General features: G+C 39.7%; 13 protein-coding genes and 1 other annotated feature. Of the genes, 5 read left to right on the forward strand and 8 right to left on the reverse strand.

Annotated features, from left to right (window positions below; translation table 11 throughout):
• Nucleotides 1-21: 21 nt before the first annotated feature.
• The 3 genes from trpS to ACFSTH_RS18120 all read right to left on the reverse strand — a co-directional run bounded on the left by trpS (nucleotide 22) and on the right by ACFSTH_RS18120 (nucleotide 2,499).
• Nucleotides 22-1,014 carry a tryptophan--tRNA ligase gene (gene trpS, locus ACFSTH_RS18110; RefSeq protein ID WP_377774711.1) on the reverse strand — a complete coding sequence of 331 codons (993 nt, stop codon included), beginning with the start codon at nucleotides 1,012-1,014 and terminating at the stop codon, nucleotides 22-24.
• A gap of 101 nt (nucleotides 1,015-1,115) precedes the next feature.
• Nucleotides 1,116-1,405 (reverse strand) — a binding site (T-box leader).
• A 75-nt stretch (nucleotides 1,406-1,480) separates the two neighbouring features.
• Nucleotides 1,481-1,729 (reverse strand): hypothetical protein, encoded by a 249-nt coding sequence (locus ACFSTH_RS18115; protein WP_377774713.1) that lies wholly within the window; start codon nucleotides 1,727-1,729, stop codon nucleotides 1,481-1,483.
• 197 nt (nucleotides 1,730-1,926) lie between these two features.
• Entirely contained in the window at nucleotides 1,927-2,499 is a 573-nt protein-coding gene (locus tag ACFSTH_RS18120; RefSeq protein ID WP_377774715.1) for an NAD(P)H-dependent oxidoreductase, read from the reverse strand.
• Nucleotides 2,500-2,700: 201 nt separating this feature from the next.
• Between ACFSTH_RS18120 and ACFSTH_RS18125 the strand changes: the two genes are divergently transcribed.
• The 4 genes from ACFSTH_RS18125 to ACFSTH_RS18140 all read left to right on the forward strand — a co-directional run bounded on the left by ACFSTH_RS18125 (nucleotide 2,701) and on the right by ACFSTH_RS18140 (nucleotide 7,068).
• Nucleotides 2,701-3,615, forward strand: a complete 915-nt coding sequence (locus ACFSTH_RS18125; RefSeq protein ID WP_377774717.1) for an FMN-binding protein — start codon at nucleotides 2,701-2,703, stop codon at nucleotides 3,613-3,615.
• 49 nt (nucleotides 3,616-3,664) lie between these two features.
• Nucleotides 3,665-5,518, forward strand: a complete 1,854-nt coding sequence (locus ACFSTH_RS18130; RefSeq protein WP_377774719.1) for an FAD-dependent oxidoreductase — start codon at nucleotides 3,665-3,667, stop codon at nucleotides 5,516-5,518.
• Nucleotides 5,519-5,611: 93 nt separating this feature from the next.
• A complete protein-coding gene (locus tag ACFSTH_RS18135; RefSeq protein ID WP_377774721.1) occupies nucleotides 5,612-6,046 on the forward strand; it encodes a hypothetical protein in 435 nt (144 codons plus the stop codon).
• 17 nt (nucleotides 6,047-6,063) lie between these two features.
• Nucleotides 6,064-7,068, forward strand: coding sequence for a polyprenyl synthetase family protein (locus ACFSTH_RS18140; protein WP_377774723.1), 1,005 nt, complete (start codon nucleotides 6,064-6,066; stop codon nucleotides 7,066-7,068).
• Nucleotides 7,069-7,955: 887 nt separating this feature from the next.
• On the opposite strand, the gene ACFSTH_RS18145 is transcribed toward ACFSTH_RS18140, so the two are convergent.
• The 5 genes from ACFSTH_RS18145 to ACFSTH_RS18165 are packed head-to-tail and all read right to left on the reverse strand — an operon-like array spanning nucleotide 7,956 to nucleotide 11,545.
• Entirely contained in the window at nucleotides 7,956-8,759 is an 804-nt protein-coding gene (locus tag ACFSTH_RS18145; protein ID WP_377774725.1) for an energy-coupling factor transporter transmembrane component T family protein, read from the reverse strand.
• Nucleotides 8,749-9,810, reverse strand: coding sequence for an ATP-binding cassette domain-containing protein (locus tag ACFSTH_RS18150; protein ID WP_377774727.1), 1,062 nt, complete (start codon nucleotides 9,808-9,810; stop codon nucleotides 8,749-8,751). The genes ACFSTH_RS18145 and ACFSTH_RS18150 overlap by 11 nt, the downstream gene beginning before the upstream one ends.
• Entirely contained in the window at nucleotides 9,747-10,625 is an 879-nt protein-coding gene (locus tag ACFSTH_RS18155; protein WP_377774729.1) for an ATP-binding cassette domain-containing protein, read from the reverse strand. The genes ACFSTH_RS18150 and ACFSTH_RS18155 overlap by 64 nt, the downstream gene beginning before the upstream one ends.
• 13 nt (nucleotides 10,626-10,638) lie before the next feature.
• A complete protein-coding gene (locus tag ACFSTH_RS18160) occupies nucleotides 10,639-11,184 on the reverse strand; it encodes a Gx transporter family protein (protein ID WP_377774731.1) in 546 nt (181 codons plus the stop codon).
• Nucleotides 11,168-11,545, reverse strand: a complete 378-nt coding sequence (locus ACFSTH_RS18165) for a NusG domain II-containing protein (RefSeq protein WP_377774733.1) — start codon at nucleotides 11,543-11,545, stop codon at nucleotides 11,168-11,170. Before ACFSTH_RS18165 ends, ACFSTH_RS18160 begins: the two co-directional genes overlap by 17 nt.
• A 223-nt stretch (nucleotides 11,546-11,768) precedes the next feature.
• Here ACFSTH_RS18165 and ACFSTH_RS18170 point away from each other — a divergent pair, with 223 nt between their 5' ends.
• Nucleotides 11,769-12,824, forward strand: coding sequence for an FAD:protein FMN transferase (locus ACFSTH_RS18170; RefSeq protein ID WP_377774735.1), 1,056 nt, complete (start codon nucleotides 11,769-11,771; stop codon nucleotides 12,822-12,824).
• Nucleotides 12,825-12,849: the final 25 nt, after the last annotated feature.

Below are 12,849 nucleotides of genomic sequence, written 5' to 3' on the forward strand. Positions count from 1 at the left end.
TTAAATCACAGTTAGAGCTGATTATGGTAATAAAAAGCCGAGCGCCGTTTTTACTTTCGTTAACGTTTGATTTGCCACATGCGCTGCTTTGGTAGCTCCCTCTTTTAAAATAACATCTAACTGTTCCGAGTTTACAATTTCAGCATATTTTTCTTGAATAGGAGCCAATTCGTTAATAACGACTTCAGCCAAATCTTTTTTGAAAGCACCATATCCAAGTCCTACATAGCGTTGCTCAATTTCAGCTATAGAAAGATGAGAGAATATGGAGTAAATTTCAATCAAGTTACTTACTGCCGGTTTATTTTCCCAGTCATAGCGAACTGTAGCATCTGAATCTGTCACTGCCCGAGAAAACTTTTTGCGGATAACGTCAGCGCTATCGAGCATCATCACGTAGCTGTTGCCGTTCGGGTTACTTTTACTCATTTTTTTGGAAGGATCATCTAATCCCATAATGCGCGCACCGAGTTCTTCAGTAATTGGTTCTGGCAAAGTAAAAGTATCACCAAAACGATTATTAAAGCGAATAGCGAGGTCACGAGTGAGTTCCAAATGTTGTTTTTGGTCTTCTCCAACCGGAACGTGAGTAGCTTGATATAGTAAAATGTCGGCTGCCATAAGTGCAGGATAAGTAAATAGTGCGGCACTTACACCGTCTTTACCTTCTGATTTTTCTTTGAATTGCGTCATGCGGCTCATTTCGCCAAAGTGCGAAATAGTTTCCATAATCCAACCAAGCTCAGCATGTGCAGAAACATGCGATTGCATAAAAATGGCGTTTTTCTGTGGATCAACACCAGCAGCGATATAGAGTGCTGCAATATGGCGTGAACGTTCGCGCAATTCTTTCGGATCTTGTGGGACAGTAATGGCGTGTAAATCCGGTACGAAGAAAAATCCAGTATACTCTTTTTGCAAGCGAACAAACTGGCTTAATGCTCCAGCAAAACCACCAATATTAAGCTCTCCACTTGGTTTAATTCCTGATAAAATACGTTTTTCTGTCATCATAAATAGCTCCTTTTTTTGTTAATAGTGATTTTATTGTAAATTTAGCTGCATGTTTAGTTGATTTAAAGCACAAAAAAGCTTCATCCCCTATTTTGTTATAGATAAGGGACGAAGCTATTACTCCGCGGTACCACCCGAATTCAGTCTAATGATAGACTGCGCTCATACGAACAAACTGCAAATGTCAGTTATTCGTTGTCTTCGATAACGGTGAAGTGTGCCGTCAAAGCCTACTCGCTACATAGGTTTGTTAAAAATACATTCCCTTATGCAGTGTTCAGTTTGAAGCGAAGAGATCCATTCATTGTAGCAGTTGTGTCGATCCTTGCACTAATCGTCGACTCGCTTGAACAACTATCCAACAATTACTACTTCTCTTCCTAGCTGTTTCCTATGTCATTTTCATTATTGACAATAATAACGGTAAATAAAATGGAAGTCAAGGACTGCGGATTATCGTTTACGTTTATTTTTTTCGTAAAGCACTAATCGCGACAATGATAAAACCTAAAACAATGATTAAAGCAGAGATGATTTGTGTCGATTCTGAACGTGCTGAAAGTAGTATAAATCCACCAATTATTGTAATTTCTATGCCTAGAATAGCTATTAAGATTGGGTTGAGCTGCGTTTTATGTTTCGTTATATCATACAAAATAAATATGCCTATAAGCATCAAGATAATGATTGGAGCTGCAAAAGTAGATGTAGCCAAAAATATCCCTCCTTTGGCGGAAAGTATGTTTCAATACGGATTATTATATCTAATAAAGGGAATTTTAGCAGTAAAATTCAGGGGGAAATTCAGGACAAATAAATTTGAAGATATCAAAATAAAAGAAGTGTAAATCGAATAAACTGTCATACTTCTTGTTATTGGGAATACACTTCTTCTGTTGTTGTATTTTATTATTATATAGCAGCAGTTCGAACAGGATTCATTGATGAAGTTAAATAAATCGCGTATTCTTCTGTCTTCAACTCTAGTTCTTCTTCTGTCATTTTCATAACGTTGTAGATAGAAAACACAGGTAAGAAGCTAGCGCCGATTGTATGGGCAGTTACCGCAAAAGGACGCAGCAATTGTTCTAATGGAAACAAGTTATATCCTTGCGCACTATAGGCAAAATCAGATCCACCAGCTGTAACAGCAAGTCCCCATTCTTTTTGATGCAGTTTATTGCCACCTTCTCCATACGCAAAACCGTAGGTTAATACTTCATCAAACCAGCGTTTGAGTAGACTTGGGCAACTATACCACCAAATTGGGAATTGGAAAATAATGCGGTCGTGTTCTAGCAATAATGCTTGTTCTTTGCTGACATCTATTTGCTGATTGTTCGAATAAATGGCATATAAATCACGAACTGTCGTTGCATGTTCTTCTGCTTTTTTCATCAAGGCGATGTTGGCAGTTGAATTGGTATGGAGCTGTGGATGAGCAACGATTACTAGTGTTTTACGATTGGTAGTTGTAGTGATCATCTGTTTTTTCACTTCCTTTTAAATAGGGGTGGGCGTTGACGCCCGTTTTTGGCTATGTAGTCAATATATCAAATCGTTTTTCACTGTTAGGTGATAAATATCACAGCACTACAATTGCTATAATAAGTACAATGTAAGTAAGAAAACAGTGTGAATCCATTCACAACTGAAAAAGAAAAAGGATCCAGGGAGGAACCAAAAATGAAAAAAGTAGGTCTAATTTTATTAACACTAATGTTGTCAGCTACACTTGCTGCATGTGGAGGCGACAAAAAAGAAGAAGGGGCAAACACGAATCAAACGCCAACTAATACTGCTACAGAAGCACCAACAAATGCAGGTACGGACACTGGCACTGCTGAAGCAGAATTGAAAGATGGCGCTTATTATGCAGAAGGTACAGTAGATGAAAAATCTGGTTGGCAATATGTTGTAGCGTTGAAAGTAGAAAACGGAAAAATTACTAACGTGAATTGGAATGGATTAAACAAAAATGGTGGTTTAGATAAAAAAGCACTATCTGAGTCTGGTGAGTATGGTATGGTGGAAAAAGGTAAAGCAGTTGCTGAATGGCATGAGCAAGCAGCGACGATGGAACAGTTTGTTATTGACAAACAATCGGTAGCAGATATCGCTGTTAATGAAGAAGGAAAAACAGATGCAGTTTCTGGCGTTTCTATTACAGTAAGTGACTTTGCAAAACTAGTAGACGATGCATTGAAAGCAGGTCCGGTAGAAGCTGGTGCATATAAAGATGGACACTACAAAGCAGAAGCAGCTGATTTTGATGAAAAATCTGGCTGGAAAGCGACAGTAGATGTAACAGTAATGAACGGAAAGATTGCAGCAGTACGTTGGAACGGTGTGCATAAAGACGGTGGCACAGACAAAGTTACTCGTTCTACAGCTGGTGAGTATGGTATGAAAGAGCATGGTAAGGCAGTTGCTGAATGGCACGAGCAAGCAGCATTAGCAGAAAAATTCTTACTTGAGAAACAAGATCCTGCTGCAATTGCAATTGGTGATGGCGGCAAAACAGATGCTATCTCCGGTGTAACTATCGCAGTTAGCGAATTTACAGAACTAGCAAGTAAAGCGTTGGAAGGCGCGAAGTAAACGAAGAAACCGAACAAGGTGATAATGTGAGGTTGGGGAGAGAATGACAATGAAGCAAATTATAGTATTGGGTGGCGGTTACGGCGGTATACTAGCTGCGAAGAAATTAGCCAATCAGCTTCGTAAAGATAAGGACTATAAAATAACGTTAATTGATCGTAAACCATATCATACGTTATTAACAGAACTTCACGAAGTGGCTGCGGGTCGTGTTGAAGAGGATTCGATTCGCGTTGATTTGAAAAAAATATTTTCTGGATTTCGTAATGTAGAAGTTTTATTGGACAACATTGATAATATCGATTTTAAAGCGCAAAAACTGCAAGGAGCAAAGCAAAGCTACGCTTACGATTATTTAGTTATCGGTACAGGTAGCAAGCCGACTTACTTCGGCATTAAAGGTGCAGAGGAACATGCTTTCTCACTATGGTCGTATGAAGATGCGATTACATTAAAAGATCATATTTTAACAATGTTCCGTGAAGCAGTCAAACAACATGATCCAGAAGTACGTAAAGAAATGCTTACATTCGTAGTCGTTGGTGGCGGGTTTACTGGGGTTGAAATGATTGGTGAACTAGCCGAGTATGCAGAACAACTAACTAAAGAGTTCTACGTCAATCCTGATGAAGTGACTTTGCATGTCGCTGATATGGTAGATACTATTTTGCCAATATTACCGAAAAAATTAATTGCTAAATCAGAAAGACGTCTACGCAAATTAGGTGTTAACATTATTACTGGTAAAAAAATTACAGAAGTTTCGGAACACGGCGTTCAAGTTGGCGATAAATTTATTAAGTCAAAAACGGTCATTTGGACAGCTGGTGTTGAGGGATCTGATTTAGTCGGCGATTTGGACATCGAAAAGCAAGGTCGACAACGAATCCAAACGAATGATAAATTGCAAATTCCTGAGCATCCTAACGTGTATGTAGTCGGTGATAATATCTTCTACATTCCAGAAGGAACGGATCGTCCGGTTCCTCAAATGGTGGAAAATGCAGAGCAAGCTGCACCTCTTGCTGCGATGAATATTGTAGCTGATATTAAAAATAAACCTAAAAAATCGTATAAACCGACGTTCCACGGGATGATGGTTTGTATCGGTAGTCGCTATGGAGTGGCACACGTTGGTGTACCGAAGTTTATGGTGCCGCTAAGTGGTTTCCTAGCGATGGGAGTAAAGCACTTAATCAATATGTTCTACTTGTTCCAAATTTGCGGATTTAATAAAGTATATAGTTACGTTCTACATGAGTTCTTCCACGTGAAGAACAATCGCAGCTTCTTCGGAGGTCATTTGGCGAAACGTTCTCCGAATTTCTGGTTATTCCCACTACGTATTTTTGCCGGGTGGATGTGGTTTAAACAAGGGTTTGACAAAATAGGTAAAATAATAGACGATCCAAAAGCAATGTTTCTTATTCCAGCAAAAGCAGCTGACGGCACATCAGCCGCTTCTGCAGCCGGAGCGACAGATGCTGTATCAGCGGCATCGGATTATTCAGCGGAAGCATTGTCTGCTCTTCCTGTACCGGACTTTATGAAAGGTATAGTAGATTGGTCGATGGACCTTATGTTCTATACAGCAGATGGTGGATATACATCACTTGCGTATATTTTCCAATCAGGTATGGTATTTGCAGAAATGATAGTTGGGGTGCTACTAATCCTTGGATTATTCACTGCTCCTGCAGCAGTTGTATCAGTAGGTATGGGAATTATGGTTTGGGTATCTGGCATGGCACCAACCGAAATGCTATGGTACTTGGTAGGTGGAATTGCTTTGATCGGTGGTTCTGGAAGTACGCTAGGTCTAGATTACTACGTATATCCTCGATTGAAGAAAATTTGGCGGAAGCTACCAATCGTTCGTCGATGGTATATCTACGCTGATTAATTAAGAAGGTATGATGTTGGGAGCGTAATGTGTCTTACGACCATTACGCTTTCTTTACGATAAATTGCTAAAGTTTTGAGAGGGGCTGTTGTCATGGATAATAAATTGCTTATAGATACGGTAGCATTGGTGAACGACTATATTCATAAACAAACGGATATAAAACTGGATATTAGTGATCGTTCCTTGCAAGAACTTGCTGATCTTATTGGCAATTATCAGATGACACGCTCACGTAAAATGACAGTTTTATCCTGTTGTATGTTACTGTCGGCGGGAATAAGGAAGCATAGTAAGCTTCCTGACCAAAGTCAAAAACAACTAGCACGTAAAATTTTGGATGGCGATTATTTAATCGGACTTATTTATAAATTAGCGATTAGTCGCAAAGAGCAAAAACTGCTGACTAAGCTAACTCCTATTTACAAAAAAGTGCAGCTGCAAGTAGTAAAAGGATTGCCAGTTGAGGAAGTTATGACGGAGTTAAAGCAAGAGATTAAAGTATATATGGAACAGCAAAGTGCTTAAGGAAGGAGCGGAATTTGATGTTAAGTAAACAACCATTGTATGAACAGCTCCATTTATCTTTAGAGGAAATTAATGAGATGTTACTAAACATTATCCGCTCAGACCAAGAGCTAGATCATACATCTGAATTATATTATAGTATCGAGCGGATGATTGCAGCAGGCGGCAAACGACTGCGACCGATTATGACGCTTATAGGTGGACGCTTCGGAAATCCGGAGCGTATTCATCTTGTTTGGAAAGCTGCTGGCTTACTGGAGTATATGCATATGGCGTCTCTAGTTCATGATGATGTTATTGACGAATCGGAGCTTCGGCGCGGCGAGCAAGCGTTACACGCGGTTACCGATATTGAAACAGCTGTTCATGCGGGAAACTATATGATAGCTCGAGCGCTTGAATGGTGCAGCGATGAAGAGCTACTGGAAGAAGATTTTTTTACAGGTGCAGAGCTGGCAGCACTCATAACGGAGTTATGTGTAGGGGAATATAATCAGCTGCAACATCGCTTTGATTTTGATATGACATTTGAACAATATTTAGAAAAAACAAAACGAAAAACAGCATTGTTGATGGGAGCATGCATGTCTGCAGGGGCGAAAGCGGCAGGTGCAGCGGAAGAAGTCGCCCAAAAGCTGTACGAGTTCGGGGAATCACTGGGAATAGCGTTCCAAATTTACGATGACTTGTTGGATTTTACGAGCAAATCTGAAGAAATAGGTAAACCAGCAGGAGCTGACCTACGAAGCGGACAACTAACGCTACCAGTACTCTATGCTTTGGATGACGAGAAACAAGCTGTAGTGTTACGTGAGTTGCATGAAGCATCCCAAGAAGAGGACTTTGCAATAGCTGTCCAAATGATCGAACAAAGCGACGCACTCGAACGCAGTAGACAAACAGCACAACAATATGTAGAGCAAGCCGAGCACTGTGCTTCTTATTTTGCTGATCACCCACACTACTGTGATTTGCAAGTACTTGTGCAGTATTTTGCTCATGCAGCTAAACCAAAGCAGTAAATATTACCAAACAGGAACAAAGGGGATGTCCAGAAAAGTTAGTGAAAACTGACTATAGGACGCCTCTTTTTTGATTAATTTTTTTGGATTACATACTGGAAAAATGTCTTTTTTCTAGCATGGAAGTTTGGATGATGCATGGTAAATAGTAATTGTAAAATGGGAGTGTAGATGATAGATGGTAAGTGGTGAAAAGAGTGATGGATGATAGATGGTAAGTGTTGAAATGAATGATAGATGAAGATTGGTAAGTATTAAGTAGGTAGATTACACAATTTTTTTAAAGGCTTCTAGTGGAAACTGAAAGGATTTCATACAATTAATCGCGCGGAAGAGATGGCACTACATAACAGGAGAATGTTTATAAGAGAATTTATATGAAAAGCATGTGCAGCCAGTTGAGCGAAAGGTTTGTGTGAAAAAACGTATAAACGGTCATGTTTAGACGGTTGTGGGGAACAGTTTGTGTGAAAAAACGTATAAACGGTTATGTTTAGACGGCTGTGGGAACGCTTTGTGTGAAAAAACGTATAAACGGTCATGTTTAGGTGGTTGTGGAGAGCGGTTTGTGTGAAAAAACGTATAAACGGTCGTGTTGAGGCGGTTGTGGAGTCGGTTTGTGTGAAAAAACGTATAAAGAGGAGCAGACCACGCTACATTCCTATGTAATCACAAAAGTATAAGTATAAAACAAGTCAGATAGAAAAACACCATGTTTATCTATCTGACTTGTTTTTAGGGATTTTAACTGCTCCCCTGTTTCTTATTAGTCAGGTAAAAAAGTACCAGATTCTTTCCTTTTTGCTATAGGATAAGATTGACACGACAGGTAAATCCAATCAAACTAAATCGATTCAAGCCAAGTGAAGTCAAAATCCAAATCCAAATCAAAACACCTTCTGAAATACAGCAATTAAAACAATAGGTATGATAAACATACAAAGGTAGCTGCTGTCTGCGATGGTCCAGGTCATTTGCCGATAAGCGGTGCGTTTGTGGTCTAGTCGATAGTTTCGAGCTTCCATGGAGTCAGCTAAGCTTATTGCTCTGCGGAATGCTCCCTGGGTGACAGGAACGAGTAACGCGATGATGAGCTGTGCTTTTTCCTTTAATGGTTTGTTGGCAAGGGAAAAGCCGCGTGAAACTTGTGCTTTCCAAATACGTTCTGCCTCTTCAAATATCGTTGGTATAAAGCGCAAAGCAATAGACAGCATGAGAGAAAAACGAGCTACTGGAATGCGTAACTTATTTAGAGGTTTCAAAATACTAGATAAGCCGGTAGCAATGGAGTCAGGCTGCGTCGTAAAACTAAGCATAGCGGCAAACGTAATGAACAGTGTCATTCGACCAGCGGATACTAACCCCTTTTCTAACCCTCCTGAATAAATAGCAAAATTGCCTGCTTGTAAAAGTCGTGATCCTTCATTGTGAAAGAAAACGTGAAATAGCGAAATGAAGATTAGTAAAAATAGCAACGGTCTAATTGCTTTTAGATAGAGTAAAAGCGGTATTTTGCTGAGTAACAAAATAGATGTAGTAAATAATAGCGCGATAACAATGGTTGTATAAGAGTTAACTAGAAATATTGCTATCATAAATAAAAACATACCAATTAATTTAGATCGAGGATCTAAGCGATGGATAAAGGAATCCCCAACAATATAGCGACCAATAATCAGCCTATTGTTCATTATCGTCAGCTCCTTGTGCCACATCTAACACATCTAATGTGCTCATTGAACGACATTCGTCTTCTTGTACTACATCTGATGTACTCATTGAACGACATTCGTCTTCTTGTACTACATCTAATGTACTCATTGAACGACATTCGTCTTCTAGTATTACATCTGATGTACCCGTTGAATTACTGTTGGCTTCTAGCGCTGCTTTGATTGCCATAGCCAGCTCTGCTGGGCTTGGCGATACTTTCTGCTCAGGAGTCAAATAGGAATCTACAGGTAGCCACTGCATCAGCTCTGTAAATAAAGAATGTCCGGCTGGTAGTTGTAGTCCTGCATTACGCAGTATTTCACTTTGCTGTAATAGTGCAGCTGGTGATCCCGAAAATACGACTTTGCCAGCATCCATGACGATAAAATAATCGGTAAATGGAAAAACTTCTTCTAAATTATGCGTGACGACTACTATTGTTCGTTTATGCTCCACCGACTGCACTTGCAACAGTTGTAACAGCTCTAGTCGGCTTTGCGGGTCAAGGGATGCGGTTGGTTCATCCAACACCATCACATCGGGCTTTGTTGCAATGGTGGCAGCTATGGCTACTTTTCTCATTTGACCTGAACTAAGCTGGAATGGATTTTGTTGCAATAGGGTTTCACTAATACCCATAGCTTGGCTGGCATCAGTTGCAGCCTGCTCTGCTTCCGTACGATCCGCAAAAAAGTTTAGCGGTCCAAATAATATATCATCAATCACTGTTTCACGAAACAGCTGTTGTTCGGGATATTGAAATACAAGCCCTACACGCTGTCGTAGCTGTTGCGGTAATTTACCTTTTTGTGCTGGAATAGCCATATCAAAAATTTGAATGCTGCCACGATCTGCTCGCAGTAATCCATTCATATGCTGCAACATCGTTGATTTGCCAGAGCCAGGTGCTCCTAATAAAGTAATAAATTGATGCGCAGGCAAAGTGAATGTAATATCATCTAATGCTAAAGCGGCATCTGCTCTTTTTTTGTTAAATCGGAAGGAAATGTTTTGGAATGTAATGCCCATAAAGCCGCCAACACCTCCTTCTCCGTTCGGCATAGCTCGATAGGAATACCTAATTTTTGTAATTCTCTACTAAGCTCTGTTGTATATTCGGGTAATAAGCGGCAAGTAGTTAATAATTGTTGTTGCTGTAATAGCTGCTGTGGTGCTCCATCAGCAATAATCTGCCCATCGTGAAGTAAAATAAGACGATCAGCAGCAGCTAATTCCGCTAAGTCGTGGGAGATCGTTAGCAACGTTTGCCCTTTTTTGCGTGCTTCTGTAGCAAGGTATTGCATAAAAGACTGCTTGAATGCAGCGTCCAGCATCGAAAGTGCTTCATCCATTATAATGATTTTCGGCTCCATTGCTAGTACGGCAGCGATAGCTACTCTTTGTTTTTGCCCACCGGATAAAGTACCGGGATGTCGATCCAGTAGAGATGTTATATCAAACAATTGCGCATAATACTGTATTCTCGCACTCATTTCGGCATGGGATAAACATAAGTTTTCTAGACCAAATGCGATATCATCGGCAACCGTCAATCCGACAAACTGATCATCAGGTGATGCGAAAATATAACCGATATGTTTTCGCAAATCATAGACAGACGCTTCTGTTAATTTTTCACCAAATAAGTAAATCTCACCTCGATCTGCTTGTAACAGTCCATTGATTAAACGAGCGAAAGTAGATTTCCCCGATCCGTTACTGCCAGCGATGGCAACCCATTCGCCTTGCTCAATGGTGAGACAAAAGTCAGATAAAATGGATGTCTGTTGGTAGTTATAATAAATATGCTGTAGTTGAATAGCTGGTAGCTGTTGTTGATTCAAGTGTGCTACCTCCTTAAAACTTTTGGTTGTGTAATTGCAATAATTGTAACCGATCAATAGAGGCTATCAGATGTTTGGCGGCAGCTCCAACGAAAATACCAGTAACGATACCACTCACTAATAAAAACGGTAAATAATAAAAAATTTTATTCGTTCCAAGTACAACGGAGGCAGCCATTAACTGACCGATATTATGAGCAATACCGCCCATAATGCTGACCATCATTAAACTAAAATGTTGTTTTCCAAGTTTAAGCATGGCGTACATAATAATAAAACTACCCATAGCTCCAAGTACACTAAACAGAAAAGTAGAAAAGCTTCCTAATATAAAAGCAGTCAGTAACGTTTTAATTAAAATGAGTAAAAGGGAATCTTTTCCGCCAAAACAAACGATACATGTTAGTACAACGATATTACCTAACCCAAGTTTAGCACCAGGAATGGTAACGGTAAACGGGATGAGTGCTTCGACTACACCAAGAACAACGGCTAGCGCTGCAAAAATAGAAATGATCATTAAGCGGCGCAATTTATATTGTTCAAGAGACAAATGCATCCACTCCCTCACCTGTATCCGGTCCAGTAATTTCTACAAAAATACGGTTAGGCAAACATACAATAGTGTCATTGACATCGTGTACATGCCCAAAGCCGATACATAATTTATCAGGGCAATCGGATTCGATCATTTCGATACCGCCACGTGAAACACGTAATTTGTTATAGCCTCTTGCAGTACGAATTTCAATATCTTGCTCTTCATCGGTTAATGCCACTGTTTCATAATGTTTTCCATCCACCATAATATGGGCATGGCTACCATGCTCGTTGTTATCTTTTCCAGTCCATGCAGAAATGCCAAACCAGGCGAGAGCAACGACCAGTACAGTAGCAATAATGATATCGCCTCGTTTCATGAATATCTGCTCCTAACATTTTAAGATGTGAATTTAAAAAAGATATTTCCTATTGTTCACCAAAGCAGAATTAGCCAGTCAACAACATATCAAATATTTCTTCTCAATATTAAAGGTATATTAAGATTATCATGATGTAAAGATAGTGATAATGACATTTGTCACAGGCGAAAGGCTATCTGTTTGATACACTCAGTTCAGAAACAACGGTGGAGGGGACGGCATGACCTTGAAAAAAGTTCGTTATTTAGTAATGCTCATCTGTTTCATGATGGTGATAACGGGGTGTGCAAGTGAAAGTAATATAGCAGAAGAGAAAAAACTACCTATTAGTGAAAATTTCTTTATATTTGATACGATCGTTAGTATTCGAGTATATGATGAGCGCGTTAACGAACAACACTTTACCGATATGAAACAGTTGTTAGAAGAAATTGATCAAAAAATGAATCGGATGGTGGAAGGAAGTGAAGTAAGTGAAGTGAATAAGCAAGCAGGAAAAGCAGCAGTAACCGTATCGGAAGATACATTTTTAGTTATAAAAACGGCAAAAGATTATGCGGAGCAATCGGCAGGTAGTTTTGATCCTACGATCGGTCCTTTAGTAGACCTATGGGCGATTGGTAACGGTGGCACCACTGTACCCGAACGAGCAAAAATAACGGCTGCTCAATCTTTAATAGATTATAACAATTTAGTGTTGGACGAAAATAAGTTAGAAATAAAATTGTTGGAAGCAGGAATGACGATAGATTTGGGTGCTATTGCCAAAGGTTATGCCGCAGATGTCATTGCCGCTTACTTACAAGAACAGGGATTTGAAAGTGCCATTATCGACCTCGGCGGTAATATATTGGCAATGGGCAGTAAGCCGGGAGGGCAGGCATGGTCTATTGGTGTTCAAAGTCCTGAGGAAAAACGAGGTGACCACTTGGGGACGTTACCAGTCACGAATAAAACGGTAGTTACTTCAGGTGTATATGAACGATATTTTATTGAAAATGAACAAGTTTATCATCACGTATTGGACCGAAAAACCGGTTTTCCTGTTCAAAATGAATTAGCTAGCGTAACGATTGTAACTGAAAACTCGATGAATGCGGATGCTTTATCGACGGCAACGTTTGTACTTGGCTTAAAACAAGGGATGGCATTTATCGAACAGCTTGATTATGCCGAAGCAATTTTTGTTACTAATGACCATCAAGTATATATTTCTACAGACTTGAAGGATAAATTTACTTTAACCAATAGCAACTATTCACTGGCGGAATTTTAGAAGCTCTATTCGGAACACAATTAGA

This window comes from Paenibacillus yanchengensis, from assembly GCF_042684845.1.
Taxonomy (GTDB): Bacteria; Bacillota; Bacilli; order Paenibacillales; family Paenibacillaceae; genus Pristimantibacillus; species Pristimantibacillus yanchengensis.